The organism is Streptomyces sp. NPDC049627 (assembly GCF_044465645.1).
In the GTDB taxonomy this organism is placed as follows: Bacteria; Actinomycetota; Actinomycetes; order Streptomycetales; family Streptomycetaceae; genus Streptomyces.
On the sequence record NZ_JBITLW010000003.1, the window covers coordinates 104,499 to 122,863 of the forward strand.

Here is an 18,365-nt window from a genome sequence, read left to right on the forward strand (position 1 = left end):
CCGGCTGAGCAGGGGGGAGGCGGAGACCATGGGCCACATGAACTGCATCTTCGCCAAACTCCACAGCGCCGGGCGGGCGCAGGCCGCCGCGAACTGGCTGGGCACGGCCCCGGGTTCACGCCCAGGACGGAGCCCACGGCGATGACGCAGCGATGGTTTTCGGCCAGGGCCCGGAATCGGGTGCCGGGGCCCTCTGGTGTTTCGGGTGTTCCCGCTTACTTTTCTCGCAAGACTTCTCTCAAGACTTGCGAGCCCAGCGCTCACCGATCGCCGGACACCAGAGGGGAACACCATGAGCAACTGGATCCACACCACCGTCGCATACCTCCGCTCCCGGGCTGCTCGCGACGACAAGGGGCAGACGGCGGTGGAGTATCTGGGGATCATCGCGGTGGTGGTGGCGATCGTGTTGGCGATTACGGGGACGGACATCGGTCAGACGATCTACAACGCGATCACCGACAAGATCCTCGAAGTCACCGGCGGCTGATGCGACCTCGCAGGTACGGCGACGCAGGGCAGGCCTTCCCCATCTACATCACGGTGGTGGCCGGCCTGCTTTTTCTCGCGTTCGCTTACCTGGCGGTCGGCCAGGCCGCAGCAAATCGGAACGGTGCCCAGACGGCAGCCGACGCGGCAGCGCTCGCGGCGGCCCTGGACACTCGGGACAAGCTCACGGACGAGTGGGTGGCGAACGTACTCGATCCGACGAAGTGGCAGGACATCTTCGACGGCGAGGGCGTGGTGTTCGACGGGTGCGGACGTGCCGAACAGCTGGCAGCGCAGAATGACGCGACGGCGGACTGCGCGCCGACATTCGGACTGCCCCCGGGCTACGAGGTCGACGTCGAGACCACGAAACCCGTTGGTGACTCCATCGTGCCCGGCACCGAGGACGTGCACTCGAAAGCGACGGCCACCGCCGTGATCGAGCCGCTCTGCGAGTTCGAGCTCCCGGGAGAGGACGCCGGAGACGACGTACTCCCGCAACTCACCTGCGACGACACGACCTGGGACCTGGATCCGGATGACCCGACCACTCTTCCGGAGCCTGAGGACCTCTTCGACGTCCACCTGGCCGACTGACAAGCGATCGACGAGTGACGAAGGAAACAGAGGCATGAGCATTCGGTGCACTACGAGGGCGCGCAAGGGGATGGTCGCGCTGACTGTTGCGGCCGGCCTGATCGTGGGCGTGGCCGGCTGCGGCGGTGGAGGCGACGACAAGAAGCCCCGGGCGTCGGCTCCTGCTTCCAAGAGCAGTGGTTCCGGTCCGAGTGCTCAGGAAGGTCAAGCGGAGCAGCCGCTGGCGGAGTTGAAGGGGCCCAACGGTCTCTTGCTCCAGCTGACTTCCGCCACGCGGGACACTGGCGGGTTCGTCACGGTGAGCGGCACTTTGAAGAGCGACGCCGACAAGGTGTTGTCCCTGCCTGCTCAGTTGAGCGGCAACGAGACCGAGATCCTCAGAAACGGTCGGTCCTTCGGCGGCGCCACGCTGGTCGATCCCAAGGGGAAGAAGCGCTACTACGTCCTCCGGGACACGGACGGTCGCCCTCTCACCACGACGGGCGTCACGTCCATCAAGTCCGGCGAGACCATCCCAGTGTTCATGCAGTTCCCGGCACCGCCCAATGACACGACCGAGGTGTCTTTCCAACTGCCCATGTTCGCTCCGGCCGACATCACGATCTCCGGATGAGGCCGGCCATGACCCGCACCCCCCGCCTCCCCCTCACCCTCACCGCAGCCACCCTCCTGGTCGCCGCCCACATCCTCGGCGCCACCACAGCCGACGCGGCCGACGACCCCAGCGTCCCGCCCGGTACCGAGGCCACCGCCTCCGCCCCGGTCGAAGTCGACGCGAACGACCCCGACCTCAAGCTCCCGGAAGGCGCCACGCTCGCCGAACCCAAGGTCCTGGACATCAAGCAGGTCGTCGAGGACCAGGCAGGCGAGGAACGCCGGGAGGACACCAACACGGACGTGAAGTTCGCGCTCCAGGCGGAGGTCCTCTTCCCCAAGGACAGCGCGAAGCTGACCGGCGAGGCAAAGGCCCGTATCGCATCCATCGCGGAAGAGATCAAAACCCAGCACGCGACACGCATCCGCGTCTTCGGCTTCACCGACAACCTCGGCTCCTCCGCCCACGGCGACGTCCTGTCCCGGAAGCGCGCGAACGCCGTGCAGGGAGTCCTGGAGGCGGAGCTGGACGACTCCGCAGTCACGTACGAGGTACGGGGCTACGGCGAGGAGTACCCGATCGCCGACAACTCGACGGAGGCGGGCCGCAAGAAGAACCGAAGGGTGGAGGTCTCCTTCCCGCGCTCGGAAGGTTGACCCGTCACAAGGGCGGAGAGCCGCGCACCGCCGCTGCTCACCCCGCGCCCGCCCGCGAGGCGTCCACGGCTCCGGGCTGCTGGGCGTGCAGCAGACGCCGGTAGTGCTCGCTGGTGGCGGCGAGTTGGGCGTGGCTGCCCGCGGCCACGATCCGGCCCTCGTCGAGCAGGAGGATCAGGTCGGCGGCGCGGATGGTCGACATGCGGTGGGCGATCACCAGCAGCGTGCACTCCGCCGCCGCGTCGCGGATCGTCCGGCGCAGCGCCGCCTCGCTGACCGCGTCCAGGTGGGCTGTCGGCTCGTCCAGCAGGACCAGCCGGGGCCGGGCCAGCAGCGCGCGGGCGATGGCGATGCGCTGGCGCTCCCCGCCGGACAGCGCCATGCCGTGTTCCCCGGCGTCGGTGTCCAGCCCGCGTGGCAGCCCCGCGACCAGGTCCGTGAGGTGCACGCGCGCCACCACCCGGTCCACCTCCTCGGGCGTGGCGTCCGGGACGGCGTAGGTCAGGTTTTCCCGCAGGGTGCCGTACAGCACCGGCGCCTGTTGTTCCACCAGGCCGATCCGGGCCCGGTGCGCGGCACGGCCGACGGTGCGTATGTCCCTGCCGTCGAACTCGATACGGCCCCGGTCCGGCTCGTAGAACCGTTCGAGGAGCGCGAAGACCGTGGACTTCCCGACACCGGAGCCGCCGATCAGGGCGACATGGGAGTGCTCGGGCACCTCGAAGGTCGCCCCGCGCAGGACGGGGCGGCCGGGTTCGTAGCCGAACCACACGTCCCGGAAAGCCAGCAGGGGCTGCGTGCGATCGGCCCCGCGGGACACCGTCGCGGGCCTCGGCCCGGTCTCCCCCTCCGTCGGCAGGGCCAGTACCTCCGTGACCCTGCGATACGCGCCCACACCCTGCTCCATGGTGCTGAGCGACTGGAACACCGCACCGATCGGCCCGATCAGATAGACCATGTACAGCAGGAAGGCGGCCAGGTCCGCAACCGATCCGTCCTGGTCGGCGACGCGTATGCCACCGACGAGCAGCACGACGACGAACGACCCCTTGACGGCCAGTTCGACGGCCGGTGCCACCACCGCGTCCAGCTTCGCCATCCGCAGGCTTCCCCGGTACGCCGACCGCGCCCGGCCGCCGATACGGTCCGACTCGCGCTGCTCGGCGCGGGCGGCCCGGACGGTGCGGATGGCGCCAAGCGCGCGTTCCAGGTCGGCGGTCATCGCCCCCGTCGCCTCCTGGGTGGCCAGCGATGCCGCCGCGATGCCGCGCAGCACCGAGCCGACGAGGACGGTGGCGAGCGCCACCATGCCCAGCACGATGAGGAACATCAGCCAGTCGAGCCAGATCATCAGCACCACCACCCCGACCAGTCCGACACTGCCGGTCACCGCGTCCGTGAAGCCCTCGGCGAGGAGCAGCCGCAGGGTGGTGCTGTCGGCACTGACGCGGGAGATGAGGTCGCCGACGCGGTGCCGGTCGTACTGGCGCATGGGCAGGCGCAGCAGATGCCCGATCAGGCCGAGCCGGACGCTCAGCACGATGCCTTCGCCGGTACGGGCCAGCACGTACTGGGCGAGGCCCTGTACCACCGCCTGGGCGAGGAAGAAGACCACGAGCAGTGCGACGGCCGGCGTGACCGGGCTGCCGGACCCCGCCGACTCGATCACCCGCTTCACCAGCAGCGGCTGAGCCAGGCTGAGGGCCGTGGCGCCCAGCATCAGCAGCACGGCGAGGGCGATCCGCCGCCGGTGCCCGTACAGCAGGCGCAGGACGTCCCGGGGCCCGGCCCGGCTAGCCGCGGCTTCCCGCTTCACGGCCCGAACCGCCGGAGTCAACGGAGTCAACCGAGTCAAGGGAGCCGACGAAACCACCGGGCTTGCGGCTGACAGCACCCCCGCACTCCACGGTGAACAGCGGCCGGAAGTAGTCCGCGGGGTACTCCTCGCCCACCGCCACCCCTTCCGCCTCCACCCAGGCGTGCGCCCCGAAGGGCGGCAGCCGCCGTGCCCCCACGCACCAGGTGGGCCACTGGCCGTGCATGCGGCACAGCAGGACGGTGGCCAGGGACCGGGCGACGCACCCCTCCCGCCCCGCACACGCCAGGCTGACCGCGACGACGTCGTCCCGGGCCCTTCGCGCCTGGTCGACGGTGGCCGGACGAGCACCCCGGCCGAGCCGGCCCAGCACGATCCGGATGCGCCGGGGCCGCCGGCCGGCCAGCAGCCGGGCGAGGGCCACCGCGAGCCGCACCAGGACCCGGCGCGGCAGCGGCACCGAGCGCGGATCGTGGACGATGACCTCGGCCGAGGTCATGAGTCCTCCACCAGCCCGGCCGAGCGCAGTTCGCCGATCAGCTCCCGTACGTCCCGGTCCGCGCTGTCGGCATCCACCGCGTACTCGGCGGTGAGCGCCTGCACAGCCGCCTCCACGGGCCGGCCGTCCAGCAGCGTCCGTACGACGACCGCGGCCGTGGGATTGAGGGTGAAGTACTGGTCGCGGTCCTCGTCGAGCAGCGCGATCCCGTAGTCGGTCTCGGCGGTGAACACGCCCTCACGCAGCCTGAGTGTCATGGTTGCTGCCTACCTCTCCCTCAGCGCGGTACGGCCTACGGCGGGGACCTCGAGCGTGCGCAGCCACTCCTCGCACGCCGCGGTCTGATACAGGGCGTCGAGCGGCAGGGACGGCGGCAGCGGGCGGCGGCACATCTCGCGCAGCACGTCCGGGTCGACCAGGCCCAGCCGGGCCAGCCGCGAGTCGTCGCACAGGGCGAGCAGTCTGCCGCGGTCCTCCCGCTGCGAGGCCTCCGCGTCGGCGGAGCCCTCGTCCTTGGTGTGCCGGGTCAGGCTCGCGTCGGGCACGATGCCGCGCATCGCCTCGACGATGAGCGGCTTGTACCGCCAGGGCGTGATCCGGTCCTGCGGCCGTACGGAAAGCGCCGCCTCGATCACCCTGTCGTCGAAGTACGGGGTGGCGAGCGTGATCCCGAGCCGTGCGGCCATCTGGCCCAGCTGCCGGATCACGCGCGCATTGCTCTGCAGCCCCTCCAGCTCGACGTGCTGCCCGTGCGTCGCGGCCAGTGGCTGTGCCGTATGGGCCGCGGTGTGGATCAGCTCGCGTACGGCCGCCACCGCGTCCGGCGTCGCCCACGGCGGCAGGCGCGGCGGTATCCCCCAGCCCAGGGACGGGGTGTCCGCGGGGGGTGCCTCGGCGGTGAGCCGGTCACCGACCCGGGCGAGCCAGGCCCGGTAGGGGCCGCGGTCCCCCAGTTGCCGCAGTGTCTCCCGGTACGGCCACGCCCGCTGGGCGGCGAAACCGCGCAGGCGCTGCAACGCCGTCCTGGGATGGGTGCGCAGCAGCGCGTGCAGGTGTGCCGGCGAACCGGCGAGCAACTCGTCCCCGCCGAAACCGCCCAGGTGCAGGCGCGAGCCGCGTGCCGCGGCCGACCGGGCGACGACCAGCCACCGGTTGCTGTCGGCCGCGAGCGGGCAGGGCTCGTCGAACAGGTCGTGACTGCCGCGGAACAGGTCGTCCGGATCGCTGCTGTCGAACACTCCTTCGTGGACCATCGGCAGCCGGTCCCCGGCGATGACGTGGTGCTCGACGTTGCCCAGCGCGGTGACCGTGCGTCGGGCCCAGGTGACGTCCTCGCCCATGGGGTCGAGACCGTCGGCGGTGTAGGCGACGACCTGAGCCCCACCGCGGGCGGCCAGACAGCACAGCGAGGTCGAATCCAGCCCGCCCAGATCACAGCTCACGAGGTCACGGCCCCGGGTGCGTGCCTCGACCGCGTCGGACAGGGCCGCCCGCAACGCCGCCGCCCCCTCGGCCATCGGCACGACGGGCTCCGGAGGCTGCCACCAGGGGACCGACCGATGCCGGCCGTCCCCGTCGAGCACCAGGTAGTGACCGTTGGGCAGAGCGTTCACACCGCGCCACACCGGCAGACCCGCCACCGGATGCAGCGCGAACGAGTTCAGCAGACGGACCGCCAGCCGTGGGGGGTCGATGTCGGCGCCGAGCAGGCGGGCGAGGACATCGGCGCGGTCGGCGGCCACCGTGACGTCACCGATCCTGGCGTGGAACACGGGCCGAAAGCCGTTGACGCTCCCCTGCACCCGCACGTGCCCGTCGACCGACGCGGCAAGATGAAAGCTTCCGGCGGCAGTCCTCGCCAGGCCGTCCAGTTCGTCGACCGAACGCAGGTGGCCGGCCACCGAGGTGAGGCGACCGGCACCGACGGTGTGCAGGCCGAGTAGCGCGACCTTGGCCCGCCCCGCTTCCCCGACGGCCGGCGCGCCCTCGGACCAGCGCCCGAGCAGCCAGGCCCGCCCGGAGGGATGGCGCACCTCCCGCATCCCCCAACCCCGCAGTGCGGCGCCTATCGGCTCCGCCGCGGCACAGTCGGGAAGAGCGACGAACCAGCCCGGTACGTCGCTGTCGGCAAAGTCGGCAAAGTCAGCCAAGTCGGCAACGCCCATGACGAAACCATCCTGGGGCGGTGGGGCGCCCAGCCGCGGTGCACTGCGTGAACCCACCACCCCTTGGGGAAACACTCCCCGAGCCACGCTCGGGAAGCCGACGCCTCAGAAGCTGAAGCGCAGGGGGAGGATCCTCTCCCTACCCCGGAAGAGGCCGAGACCAGTGGCGCGGAAGGAACCGGCCGCGGTCAGTGTCGGACGCTCGTATGCGCGCATCTCCTACACCTCCTCTGTGCGGACCTCTTCTTCCAGGCTAGACACGGGTCCGGTAATTGCCCAGCACCGTTTCCAATTCAATTGTTGACGGCGATACGAGGGTTTTGCGTCCGGCAGCCGGGTCACTTCGGCTGAGCAATTCACCTGCTTCCACGGGTGGTTGATCGGCACTCCCGTCCCCTAGGGCGGGCCCGCTGCGAAATCCGGGGACGAACTCCCCTTGAGCAGGACGCCGTGCCACGCTCCCCACCGGTCTGCTGGAGTCATGGACCTCAACAGGCGTACGGCGATGGCGGCAGGGCTCGGTGCGGCGGCGTCGGCCATGGGCGCGGCGACGCGGGCCCGCGGGGCACAGGCGACGCCGGCCGCGATCACAATCCCGGGCGAGTCACCGGCCCGTACGAACATCCCCGTCGCCCGCGACCGCCGTGCCGCCGGCGGCCGTTACCTCGCACTGCTGACGACCGATCAGCCCCCGCGGGACACCGGCTGGTACGCCACGTACCACGTCCGCGTTCCGCACGCGCGCGTGTACGCGCTCACCGCCGTCGCCACCGCCCCGGTCGAGACCCCGCACACGGAAGCTGTCGCCTCCTACCTCCAACTGTCCGTGAACCGCGGCCCGTTCAGCGAGCTCGGCAGCTCGCAACCCCACTGGTACGCGTCCCCGCGCGCATGGGGCGACCTGTCCGTACTGGATCTCGGGGAGGTGGAACTCCGGGACGGGGACAACACGTTGACCCTACGCGTCGTCGAACCGACGGTCCTTGACAACAGCATCGCGTACGTCCTGTCGCTGGACCATCTCACCCTGCGTCCCCTGCCCCGCCCGGCCCTCCACGAGGTCTTCGTCCCCCGCCACCGCGCCGGCACCCCCGCCCGCCTCCGCCTGACCCTCAACGGCCGCACCACCCGCCCGTACCAGGTCCACTACACCGTCACCGACTACTTCGGCCACCAGGTCGCCGGCGGCCGTACGACCATCCCCGCCGGCCGTACGACCACCACCGTCCCCCTACCCGCCGACCTCCCACCCGGCCACTACCGCATCCGCACCGACGCCGGCATGACCGGCGCCTTCGCCCGCCTCCCCGCCCGACCGGCGGTCACCGGCACGACCACCAACCGCTTCGGCGTCAACGTCTGGGCATCCTCCCTGGTACCCCCGTCCCGACTGGCCGAATTCGCCGCCGCCGTCCGGGACATGGGGGCGGGCTGGGTGCGCGACGGGCAGTCCTGGCCGGCCGCCGAGCCCGCGCCCGGCGCGTACGACACCGCGCACCACGACCGCGTCACCCGCACCCTGCGCCGACACGGTCTGGCGGTCCTCGATGTGATCTCCCCGGCTCCCGAGTGGGCGATGACCGACGCCTCGCTCCCCCTCCCCGCGGACCTGCGCCACGCCTACCGCTACGCCCGCCGCCTCGCCCTGGCCGCCCCGGAGGCGCTCCAGCTGTCCAACGAGCCCGACGTCGACACCACCCGCAGCACCGGCGACGCGCACGCAGCGTTCGTGAAGGCGGCCACGCTCGGCATCAGGGACGCGGCGGCCGAGACGAAGCACGCCGGCGCCGAGCCGCCGCTCGTCGTCCTGCCCGGCATCGCGCAGGCCGGCCCCTTCCAGGACCTGATGCTCGCCAACGATTCGTCCGCTATGCCGACGTCTGGGCCTTCCACGGCTACCCGGACCCCGCCGAACAGGACGATCCGCAGTTCCCCGGGGCGGCCGAGGAGCAGCACGCGCTCGCCCGGCAGCACAAGGCGGACGTACCGCTGTGGATGACGGAGTGCGGCGCGTTCCTGGAGACACGGGGTGAACTGACCCCGCCTCAGCAGCTCGCCCAGGCACGCTACCTGGTGCGTTCGATGGTGGAAGGGCTGGCCTGCGGCACCGCCCGGCAGTTCTGGTTCGCCGGTCCGCCCCTGCACGACGAGGGCGTGTACTTCGGGCTGTTCGACCGGGACTTCGCGCCGCTTCCCGCGTACAGCGCGTTCGCCACGCTGGCCTCACTGCTCGGCACGGCCCGGTTCGTCGGGCGCCCGCCGCGACTGCCGGACAGTGTCCGTGGGTTCGTCTTCGACAACGGGTGCGGTGAGCGGGTGACGGTGGTGTGGGCAGAGCACCACGCGCTCGTGCGGTTACCCCTGCCGGGGGTGGCGTACGACATCATGGGGCGCCGTAGGCCGGAAGGCGCCGGGGTGATCGCGTCACCGGATCCGGTCTACGTCGTCTCGCGCGCCGCCCCCGCCGCCGTACCGGATGCCGGTGCGCGCCGCCCCGGCCGTCTCACCCCCGCCGAACACATCGTCCTCAGCCAGCGCTTCGCCGCGCGCAACGCCGCACCCGGCAAGGACAACGGCGACGCGCCGCCGCCGTACGGCTACCGCCTCGGCCGACGTACGCGCATGACCGTCGACCTGTACAACTTCGGTGACTCGGGGCGGCACGTGACGGTCACGGCGGGAGCGATGGGGGAGGGGTGGTCGGTGCGCCCGGCGGCGGCCACGCGGGCGTGGGTTCCGGCCGGAGGGCGGGTCGGTGTGGACTTCGTGGTCATGGCCGGGAGTTCGGTGCGGCGACGGGCCGACCGGCGGCTGGTGTTCCGGGCGCGGCTCGACGGGGGTGGGGGTGAGGTGCCGGGGAGTGTGGCGTTGGTGCACCTGGAGTGAGGCGGGCAGCAGCGGCCGGCGAAGGTGCCGTCACGCGGCAGGCGCGGGAACCTGCTGGTGCAGACAGCTGTCATGGGAGGCGAAGATCAGCCCTGAGGGTCCCGAGGAGGACGAGGGCAGCAGGCGGGCCCAGCGGCGGCACCCGGTCCTCCCGAGTGGCAGGATCGGTGCCATGGGCACCGAGAAGGGCTGGGTGTACCGGGTGGACGAGCCGCACGGATCGCAGGGCTGGCGCCCCTACGGGGGCCGTCCTGAGCGGTGGCGGGGGACCGTCGTCACCGACGATCCCAAGGAGACCGCCGAGTACGTCGCGGCCCTCGTCGTCACGGACCTGGTGACCGAATGGGAGAGGGGCGGCGCCGGGCAGCGGCACGTGCGCGTGATCGTCTGGGAGGACAGGGAAGGCGACGGTCCCGAGGACGCCGTCTTCACCGTGGAGATCCAGCCCGACATCGACGCGGGGTGAGCGGCCGGCGCCTTCGGCCCTGCCGCAGGGCTCACGGCTCATGGCTCACGGCTCATGGCTCACGGCTCATGGCTCACGGCGTACTGCACACCGTCTCCAGCCCCGCCTTCCTGCCGGGCTGTGCATCCTGCACCTTCTGCAGATCTCCGAGGAGACCCTCGATGTCGAGGTCCGTCTTCTCCGCGGCGCGGGCGATGGTCAGCAGGGCGGCCTCGTAGAAGGCGTCCCGTACGGCGGGGGCCATGACGTCCGAGGCGTCCAGGCAGCGGGGGTGTCCTCCGGTGAGGCGGTCGGTGATCGCAGTCCCGACCGGGCCCTGCTTCGGCGGCACACGGCGGTTCGCCGAGAAGACGTCCGGGTACCTGGCCCATGCCCGCTGGCCCTCGGCGGAGACGAGCTTCTTGATCAGGTTCCGGGCCTGGGGGCGGTCGCTGAACAGCGCGGCGAAGTCGCCGGTCACCTCGTGGGCCCGGACCGGGTAGGGGCCCGCGGGGAGGAGCGGGGCGGAGTCGGTCAGGGCTGCGGGCTTCCCGTCGTAGAAGGAGCGTGCGAAGGAGCCCTGGTGTTCGAGGGCGCAGCCGCCCGAGCCCGCCGCCGATTGGGAGCCCGTCCCCGATTCGGAGCCCGCTCCCGACTCCGAGCCCGCCCTCGACTCCGAGCCCGCCCTCGACTCCGAGCCTGCCCTCGACTCCGAGCCTGCCTCCGACTCCGAGCCCGCCCCCGACTCCGAGCCCGCCCCTGATCCGGACCCCGCTCCCGACTCCGAGCCCGCCCCCGACCCGGACCCCGACCCGGACCCCGACCCCGACCCCGAGAACAGCAGCCCATGCTTCCCGGGGGCGCCGCGATGGTCCGTGAGCAGAGCGCGCTCGGCCGCGTCCTCGTTCTGGCGGAGCAGGCCGGCCCACGCCTCCCAGGCGGTGCGCACCGCATTTCCGGTCCACTTCACCTCGTCATCGCCCAGTGCCCACTTCCCGTAGGCCTCCGGCCCCGCCCGCTGCAGCACGAGGTCCTCGATCCAGTCGCTGCCGGGCCAGCCGGAGGCGCCGTCGTCGCCCATGCCGATGCACCAGCTCTCCAGCGGTGCCGGTGAACCGGCGGGCTCGTCGCCCTCGCGGTACCAGACGACGCTCTTCAGGTCCGCCTTGACCGGGACCCAGTACACATGTCCCGATGACGTCCGGCCCGCCGACTTCCAGGGAGCGCCGTACTCCTCCTCGTCGTAGAGGCCGTCCAGCTCGTTGAGGAGGTCCTGGTCGGCGTACTCGGCGAGTTCGCCGACGCCCGGCATGATCGCGATGTCCGGGGGCTCCCCCGACTGCACCTTGGACAGCAGCACCTCGCGCTGGGCCGCGGTGCCCTGGTAGTCGAAGGGGATGCCGAAGCGTCGCAGCACCTCCTCGAACTGGTCCTCCTGGCTGTCGGTCCACGGTCCGAGGATGGTCACCGGCTGCTCGGCGTCCCGCTGCGCCCAGACCGCCACCAGGCTGCCGCCCGCGATCAGCAGCAGCGCCACGAGGAGCACGAGCAGCTTGAAGGGCCGGGTCACCGTCGCCTCCAGTAGTCGTTGTCGAGCCGCAGGCCGAGCCCCACCGCCGGGAGGACGACCATCAGCACGCCGCCGATCAAGGTGCCCTGGTACACCCTGCCGGTCCAGGTGTCGTCCGCCAGCCGGCTCCGTACCTCCTCGGACTTCTCCGTGACCGTCCGCTGCGCCTGTGCCGGCTCCGCGCTGCCGGAATAGTCCTGTCGGGAGATCGCGGTGATCTGCTGGAGGTCCGCGCGCACACCGTCGAGGTCGTCCTGGGCGGAGGACGCCGTGACGAGGGGGACGATCGCGAGCAGCACGGTGAGGGCGAAGGCGGCGAGCAGGAACGGGTTCCAGTCGCGCCCGCAGCGGTCGCGCAGCACGAACAGTGCGGACAGCAGCGTCAACGCCAGGGCCGCCAGGGCGAGTTCGGCGAGCCACCAGCCGCCGCGCTGCACCCACCCCCTGGTGGCGGTGTCCTCGGCGTGCCGTAACTGGTTCCGCTGCAGCTGGTCGAGTCGCGGCACGAGTCCGACGGGCTCGCGGGTGAGCAGTGAGCGGGCCTCTTCGAGCTTCTGCTGACGCATGAGGGGCCGGCCGTGGTACGTGGTCATGCCGAGGGTGATCGAGCTGCTGTAGGAGGCGAGCAGACCGTTGACGGTGCCGAGGTCCTGGTCGGTGCGGTCCGCGATGCGGGACAGCCCCTGGTCGGCCGCGGAGAGCTGGGCCCGGTAGGTCTCGCCCGAGCCGGCGACGTCGGCGAGGCGCTCCTCCACCAGGTACCGGGCCTCCCAGTCGGCGCGCAGCACCGCGAGCCGGGTGGCGGCGAGCCCCTGTACGGCGGGCGCCTCCCGGGACGCGAGGGCCTGGGCGGCCTGCTGGGTCTGCCGGTACGAGACCAGCAGGGTGCTCACTGCGAGGGCCGCGCACAGCGTCAGGACCAGCAGATGCAGCTCCAGCAGCCGGCGGGTCCGGAAGGGGCGCAGGCGCTCCCGCCAGAAGGCCGCCGGGGAGTACGTGCGCCGGGTCGGGGCGTGTCCGGTCGTCACGGTCACAGCAGCTTCTCCCCGCACCTGATGCAGTAACGGGCCTCGCTCCCGGCCGGGGCGTCGCAGTGACCGCACCGCGGGCCGGGCGGCAGGCAGGCGAGGTCGGTCAGGGGGCCGCCCGGACGGGAGCCGGCGCGCAGCAGCATCGGGGCGAGCGTGTCGGCGTCGACAGCGGGATGCAGCCGGACCCGCCCCGCGCGCTCGTCCTCGATGACGGCGACCGCGCCGATCTCGTCCAGCACCCACTGCGTGCCGAGCCGTGCCGCCAGACGCGCGGCCTGCCCCAAGTGGCGTTCGGCGGCGTCCACCTGGTGTTCCCGGACGGCGACGAGTCCCCTGCGCAGGGCGTCCCGCATCACGGTGGTGGTCTTCAGGCCGCGCAGGGTGCCACTGCCTGCCGGGCCGTGCGGAGGCGGCCGCTCGGGGTGATGCCAGCGGGCGGCGACGGGTGTGTGGACGTCGCCGACGGAGACCATGGCGAACTGCAGCTCGGTCTCCAGCGGGTCGGCGCCGGCGTCGGCGACGAGGGTGAGCAGGTAGTCGCGCGAGCCCGGCTCCCACTGGTACGTGGGGAAGCTCCAGAGACGGGCCTGCCCGGGCCGGCGCAGCCCGCCGAGCCGGTGCGGACGGGGCGCCTTCTCGCTCAGGGACACCTGGCGGACGGTGGGCCGTACGGTCACCTCGATGGGCAGCTGGGGGGCCTGCACCCGGCGCAGCCGACGGACGGCGGCGGTGATCGCCGAGCTGAGGCCGTCGTCCACGAACTCGGCGGTGCCGTGCAGCCGTTCGGCGAGGGTCAGCAGCGGCTCGGGGGCCCAGTCGTGGCCCACGGCGAACACGTCGCAGGTGAACTGTCCGGCGCAGGAGTCCAGTTCCTCGTGCAGCCGGGTCTCGCCCCGGGCGCTGCTGCCGTCGGTGATCAGAAGCAGATGGCGTACGGACAGGGGGCGGGCGGCGAGCAGGGCGCGTGCCCGCGCCGCCCAGGCGGCGTAGCCCGCGGGGCGCGGGCCGTCCCGGTGCAGCGGGATCGCGCCCGCGGTGAAGGCGGCCCGGCGTCTGTGGTGCTGGTCGGCGACGGCCCACTCTTCACCGCCCGGCGGATAGCACGGGGCGGGCTCGGGACCGCTGCCGAGAACGGCGAAGGAGATGCCGTCGGGCAGGGCGCGCAGCGCGGCGGGCAGGGCGCGCCGGACGGCTGCCCGATGGGTCTCGGCGACGTCCACGGCGATGATCACGGCGAGTTCGACGGCGGGCAGTTCGGCGGCACCGGTGGCGGTGACGTCGACCCGCAGATGCGCCTCGATCTTGGCGCTGCGGTGCGGGCGCAGATCGCGGTCGAGGTCGACGTGCAGCTGGATGCCCAGATGCGGCGGCCGGGTGGGGCTGCTCATGTCGTACGTCACCGCTCCTTCGCCTCTGTGGGTGGCGTGCCGTGTGCTCAGATCGCGGTCTGGGGCCGTACCGCGTGGGAGAGGTCCACGAGATGTTCGTGGGCGGTGGCCGACTCCCGGTGGTGTGCCGCCAGTTGGCGGTAGTGCCGTTCCATCCGGGTGCGCACCTCGCGCTCCTGCGGGGTCGGGCGTCTCAGGCTGCGGACCCCGAGCCGTCCGGTACCCCGGCCCGGAGGGCCCGGCGCGTCACCGCGGCTGTGCAGCGCGTCCAGCTTCCACTCGTCGAGCTCGGTGCTCAGGCGCAGCGCCTCGTCCTCGGACAGACTCGGCTCACCGACGCCCGGGTTCCGGCGCATGAGGCCGCGCAGCTCGGCCAGCGCCGCGTCGACCTCGGCGGGCGCGGGCAGCGGATCACCGCCGTGGGGCAGCCGGGCCGCGCGGATGCGCAGGGACGCGATGCGGGCGACGGTGTGGTCCAGGGAGCCGGCGCGGACCCGGCCGAGCACGTCGAGGGCCCTACGGCGGTCGCCCGCACGCAGCGCGAGCCGGGCGAGGCCCAGGGCGGCCCCGCCGTGCGACGGGTTGCGGGCGAACACGGCCTCGTACAACTCCTCGGCGGTGGGGCCGGTCGGGTCGTCGCCGAGCCATTCCCCGCAGTAGGCGAGGGCCAGTTTGGGCGCGTACTCGCCGGGCAGGTCGAGGTGGACCTGGGTGAAGTGCGCCCTGGCCTCGGCGACTTGGCGCGGGTCGTCGTCCAGGTCGGCGCGGCGCAGCGCGACCAGGGCGCGGTGCCACTCCAGCCGCCACCGGCGCACGGCACGCGGTCCGGGAATGGAGTCGGCGGTGTCGAGCTCCTCCTGGGCGCGCTCCAGGTCCTCCCGCGTGTTCCGGCTCACCAGGACGCGCACGTTGTGCAGGCAGATCTCCACCGAGGTGGGCTTCTCGCCGTCCTGGCCGAGGAGCCGGCCCGGATCGTAGCCGCTGCTCACCTCGAACCGCGCGGTCTGCGGATCCCCCGGATAGTGCACCGGCACCGGCAGGCAGCGGGCGATCTCGGTGGGGGTGGGGGCGCCGAGGTCGAGGGCGGGCGCGACGGGCGGGTCGTACCGGTGGCGGCGCGGACGGTCCAGCCAGTGCTCGATGCCCGGCACCGTACCGAGCCGGGCGCCGAGCAGCCGCGGGGACGGCCGGAAGTACTGGGAGGGCTCGGGCGGGTCGCTCTTGCCGCGCAGGGCACGGATCTCCCGCAGCGCGCCGCGCAGTTGGCCCGCCATGTCCTGGGCGCCCGCGAAGCGCAGGCCGGGATCCGGGCGGGTGGCCCGCTCGACGACCCACCAGAAGGAGGCGGCGCCGAGGCCGGGCACCTCGTCGACGGCCCAGGCGGCGAGGTCGCGCAGCGTGGCGCCGACGGTGTGCAGGTCGTGGGCGACGGTGGGCAGACCGGAGGACTCGGTCTCGGGTGCCATGTAGCCGGGCGTGACATGGGCGGGCGGTTCGCTGCGGCCCTGTTCGCGCATGCCGCCGAGGTCGATGACCTTGACGCCGTCCCGGTGGTGGACGACGTTCGAGGGCTTCATGTCCCCGTACACGAAGACCGGTTCGCCACCGGCGTGCAGATGGCCGAGGGCTTCGAGGATCTGGCAGCCGTACGCGGCGACGTCCTCGATGTCGAGGACCCGCCCCCCGAGGGCCCGCTCCCCGCGCCGGGTCTCTTCGACGACCTTCTCCAGGGTGCCGTCGCCGACGTCGTCCATGACGATGTAGCCGCCCGTCACCTCGCCGCCGCCGTCGCGCCGGGCGACGAAGTCGCGGATCTGGACGATCCGGGGATGGCGGATGGCGACGAGGTTGCGGCGCTCGACGTCGGCGAGCCGGGCGCCGTCCCGCTCGTAGCGGTTGAGCAGCCCCTTGACGGCGACGACATCACCCAGGTGGGTGTCCTCGGCGAGATAGACCCAGCCCTGGCCGCCGTGCGCGATCGGTCCCATGATCCGGTACTGGTCGCGCAGCACATCGCCCGCGCCGAGTTCCGGCCGGTACGAGTACGGCTCGCCGCAGGCCGGGCAGTACCCCTCGACCGGCACCGGGCCCTCGGTGTAGGGAGGGGCGAAGGCGACGCCGGACTCGGGGGACGAGCAGACCATGCGGATGCGCAACGGGGCCTCGGGATCGATGAGACGGGCCCGCTCGGAGCGCGGCTCGCGCGCGGGCAGCGCGAGGAGGTCCCGGGGGCCGAGGTCCCACGGGTCCGCGGGCAGCGGGGGCAGTGCGGGGCCGTTCTCGTGGCGGCCGCACTCGGCGCAGTGGCCGGTGGGCAGCACGGACCCGCCACAGGGGGCCCCGGTGAAGCGCCGGTGCGGGCAGTTCGTCATCGGCTTGTCGCCCTCCTCCCCGGGCCGGGCGGAGCGTCTCAGGCCCGGCCGCCGTGGCGCCGCAGGTCGTCGTGCAGAGTGGTGATCAGCTCGCGCAGCCGGGCGAGCTGCTGCTGGGGATCCGTCAGCTCGTCGATCCGGCGGCGCTCGGCCCGGCGCCGGTCGGCCGTCTCCGTGGCGGGAGGCAGCGAGCCGGGGCCGACGACGCCGAGCTGGACCTGGCGGTTGAACTCCGCGCGCCGCAGCCGGTCGAGCAACGCGTCCGCGCGCGCGAGCAGCGCGGGCCGCAGGAGTCGGCCGTACGCCGCGGTCCAGCCGGTGCCGCCCGCGTGGCGGAAGACGAGCAGCAGCCGGAAGCCGCACTCCCGCAGCCGTCCCAGGAGGTCGACCAGGGGACCGGGCTCGGGCTCCTCGTCGACGCCGTCGACGACAACCGTGGGCGGCGGGCGGTCCGACGCGAGGGCGGGCGCCTGCGCGGGGCGGCGCCTGGTGCCGAGCAACCAGTCCCAGTACGCCAGATACTGGCCCGGCGGGAAGGCGATGTGCTCCAGGGCGTGGTCGGCGAGGTCCGGCCTGCTGGAGCCGCCGCCGCGGTACACGAGGTCGGCGCGGTGCAGCAGATGCCGCAGCGAGCGGTCCTTGCCACTGCCCGGAGGCACCACGGTGACCTTCACCGGGTCCTCGTCCGGATCCTCGAACCACCGGTTCAGCCGCGCCTCGAAGCCGTGATCCCAGGCGTACGGGCTGCTCAACTCCTTGATGACCGGCGAGAGTTCGGCGATCCGGTCGACGGGAATCAGATACGAGAAGGCGAGCCGGTTGTTCTCGGGCAGCAGCTCACCCATGTCCCCGCGCCAGCTGACGACGAGGCCGACCACACGCGCGGGGCGCCCCTCGTCCGGCCGCGTGCACACGGCGGCACCGCTGAACCCCGCCCGCACCACCTCCGCCTTGGCGACGGCATCGAGCTGCACCCGCTCCCCGCTGGCCCCGCTGATACGGCCCCACAGGGTCATGCCCTCGTCGAAGCCCTCCGCGTACCCGGTCGCCGACACCTCCAAGCCGCCCCACAACCTGGGTTCCAGCGGCGCCGGGCGCGCCTGCGGGCGCGGGCTGTCCAGGCGCAGTACGGCGATGTCCTCACCGCCCTCGGCGTCCGGCAGCCACCCGCCGGGCAGCACCCTTGCGGTCACGGGTTCGAGTTCACGGTTCTCCGCGAACTCCAGCCACATCACGGCGTCCGGATGGCGCACCACGTGCGCGCAGGTCAGCGCCGTGCGCTGGTCGACGAGCACACCGGCGCCCGCGATGGGCCCGCGCGCGCCCCCGCGCCGCAACCTGAGCCTCCAGTCTGCGCGTAGCTCCCCCATACCGCTTCACACTACGCGTGGTGCATGGTGCTCCCTAGACTCGTGACCAGGTTCGATCAGCCAATTTCGGGAATACGGCGGTGAGTTGGCGTGGGGAGCGGCGTGAGGGACACGGAACCGGTCGGTCTCGCGGAGGCCATCGGCACGGTGCGTGCGGAGCTGGCGCGGGCCCAGGCGGAGGGCGAGGCGAGCGACTGGCGGTTCAGCGTGGAGCAGGTCAGCCTGGAGTTCTCGGTTCAGTTCCACCGGGCCGGGGAGGGCGGGGCGGGCCTGCGGCTGGGTGTGGTCGAGGCCCGGCTGGGCGGCTCGGTGAGCCATGACGCCACGCACCGCATCCAGGTGGACCTCAAGCCGCTGCCCCGGCCGGACGGGCGGCACCACGAGGTGGGCCGGGAGGACGGCGGGGGCGGTCGGCCGACGGGTCCGCACGAGGGCTCCACCTCCCGCGACTGACCGCTTGATTCAGGCGGCGCTGAGGACGACGGC

18 protein-coding genes are annotated in these 18,365 nt (G+C 72.6%); 8 read left to right on the plus strand and 10 right to left on the minus strand.

The features are described 5' to 3' along the window. The first annotated feature begins 292 nt into the window (after positions 1–292). From ACIBU0_RS09595 to ACIBU0_RS09610, 4 genes are read left to right on the plus strand one after another with little or no spacing between them, the layout of a single operon-like run. Positions 293–490, plus strand: coding sequence for a Flp family type IVb pilin (locus ACIBU0_RS09595; RefSeq protein WP_398814255.1), 198 nt, complete (start codon positions 293–295; stop codon positions 488–490). After that, on the plus strand, positions 490–1,086 hold the full coding sequence (locus ACIBU0_RS09600) for a pilus assembly protein TadG-related protein (RefSeq protein WP_398814258.1): 597 nt from the start codon (positions 490–492) through the stop codon (positions 1,084–1,086). Before ACIBU0_RS09595 ends, ACIBU0_RS09600 begins: the two co-directional genes overlap by 1 nt. 34 nt (positions 1,087–1,120) lie before the next feature. Then, positions 1,121–1,699 carry a hypothetical protein gene (locus tag ACIBU0_RS09605; RefSeq protein ID WP_398814261.1) on the plus strand — a complete coding sequence of 193 codons (579 nt, stop codon included), beginning with the start codon at positions 1,121–1,123 and terminating at the stop codon, positions 1,697–1,699. 8 nt (positions 1,700–1,707) lie between these two features. Next, a complete protein-coding gene (locus ACIBU0_RS09610) occupies positions 1,708–2,337 on the plus strand; it encodes an OmpA family protein (RefSeq protein ID WP_398814264.1) in 630 nt (209 codons plus the stop codon). Between the two features lie 37 nt (positions 2,338–2,374). Here ACIBU0_RS09610 and ACIBU0_RS09615 read toward each other — a convergent pair whose 3' ends face one another. The 5 genes from ACIBU0_RS09615 to ACIBU0_RS09635 form a co-directional block, all read right to left on the minus strand. After that, complete coding sequence (locus tag ACIBU0_RS09615; protein ID WP_398814267.1) at positions 2,375–4,153, minus strand: ABC transporter ATP-binding protein; 1,779 nt, start codon at positions 4,151–4,153, stop codon at positions 2,375–2,377. Continuing rightward, positions 4,131–4,652: a lasso peptide biosynthesis B2 protein gene (locus tag ACIBU0_RS09620; protein ID WP_398814270.1), complete on the minus strand. Its 522-nt coding sequence runs from the start codon at positions 4,650–4,652 to the stop codon at positions 4,131–4,133. Before ACIBU0_RS09620 ends, ACIBU0_RS09615 begins: the two co-directional genes overlap by 23 nt. Next, positions 4,649–4,909 carry a lasso peptide biosynthesis PqqD family chaperone gene (locus ACIBU0_RS09625; protein ID WP_398814272.1) on the minus strand — a complete coding sequence of 87 codons (261 nt, stop codon included), beginning with the start codon at positions 4,907–4,909 and terminating at the stop codon, positions 4,649–4,651. The genes ACIBU0_RS09620 and ACIBU0_RS09625 overlap by 4 nt, the downstream gene beginning before the upstream one ends. Before the next feature lie 9 nt (positions 4,910–4,918). Then, positions 4,919–6,817, minus strand: coding sequence for a lasso peptide isopeptide bond-forming cyclase (locus ACIBU0_RS09630; RefSeq protein ID WP_398814275.1), 1,899 nt, complete (start codon positions 6,815–6,817; stop codon positions 4,919–4,921). A 105-nt stretch (positions 6,818–6,922) separates the two neighbouring features. Next, complete coding sequence (locus tag ACIBU0_RS09635; RefSeq protein WP_398814278.1) at positions 6,923–7,033, minus strand: keywimysin-related RiPP; 111 nt, start codon at positions 7,031–7,033, stop codon at positions 6,923–6,925. A gap of 265 nt (positions 7,034–7,298) precedes the next feature. On the opposite strand from ACIBU0_RS09635, the gene ACIBU0_RS09640 reads away from it, so the two are divergent. From ACIBU0_RS09640 to ACIBU0_RS09650, 3 genes are all read left to right on the plus strand, one after another. Further along, entirely contained in the window at positions 7,299–8,816 is a 1,518-nt protein-coding gene (locus tag ACIBU0_RS09640) for a hypothetical protein (RefSeq protein WP_398814281.1), read from the plus strand. Beyond that, on the plus strand, positions 8,813–9,703 hold the full coding sequence (locus ACIBU0_RS09645; RefSeq protein WP_398814283.1) for a hypothetical protein: 891 nt from the start codon (positions 8,813–8,815) through the stop codon (positions 9,701–9,703). Before ACIBU0_RS09640 ends, ACIBU0_RS09645 begins: the two co-directional genes overlap by 4 nt. Positions 9,704–9,875: 172 nt before the next feature. Then, positions 9,876–10,169, plus strand: a complete 294-nt coding sequence (locus tag ACIBU0_RS09650) for a hypothetical protein (protein ID WP_398814286.1) — start codon at positions 9,876–9,878, stop codon at positions 10,167–10,169. 73 nt (positions 10,170–10,242) lie between these two features. On the opposite strand, the gene ACIBU0_RS09655 is transcribed toward ACIBU0_RS09650, so the two are convergent. From ACIBU0_RS09655 to ACIBU0_RS09675, 5 genes are read right to left on the minus strand one after another with little or no spacing between them, the layout of a single operon-like run. After that, the gene (locus ACIBU0_RS09655; RefSeq protein WP_398814289.1) at positions 10,243–11,718 is read right to left on the minus strand and encodes an extracellular solute-binding protein; all 1,476 of its coding nucleotides are present in this window, start codon (positions 11,716–11,718) and stop codon (positions 10,243–10,245) included. After that, positions 11,715–12,752 (minus strand): hypothetical protein, encoded by a 1,038-nt coding sequence (locus tag ACIBU0_RS09660; RefSeq protein ID WP_398814292.1) that lies wholly within the window; start codon positions 12,750–12,752, stop codon positions 11,715–11,717. The genes ACIBU0_RS09655 and ACIBU0_RS09660 overlap by 4 nt, the downstream gene beginning before the upstream one ends. Next, positions 12,749–14,137 carry a hypothetical protein gene (locus ACIBU0_RS09665; protein WP_398814295.1) on the minus strand — a complete coding sequence of 463 codons (1,389 nt, stop codon included), beginning with the start codon at positions 14,135–14,137 and terminating at the stop codon, positions 12,749–12,751. Before ACIBU0_RS09665 ends, ACIBU0_RS09660 begins: the two co-directional genes overlap by 4 nt. Positions 14,138–14,184: 47 nt before the next feature. Next, complete coding sequence (locus ACIBU0_RS09670; RefSeq protein ID WP_398814298.1) at positions 14,185–16,509, minus strand: tetratricopeptide repeat protein; 2,325 nt, start codon at positions 16,507–16,509, stop codon at positions 14,185–14,187. Between the two features lie 38 nt (positions 16,510–16,547). Next, on the minus strand, positions 16,548–17,879 hold the full coding sequence (locus ACIBU0_RS09675) for a serine protease (protein ID WP_398814302.1): 1,332 nt from the start codon (positions 17,877–17,879) through the stop codon (positions 16,548–16,550). A 102-nt stretch (positions 17,880–17,981) separates the two neighbouring features. Between ACIBU0_RS09675 and ACIBU0_RS09680 the strand changes: the two genes are divergently transcribed. Further along, on the plus strand, positions 17,982–18,332 hold the full coding sequence (locus ACIBU0_RS09680; protein ID WP_398814305.1) for a trypco2 family protein: 351 nt from the start codon (positions 17,982–17,984) through the stop codon (positions 18,330–18,332). Positions 18,333–18,365 lie beyond the last annotated feature (33 nt).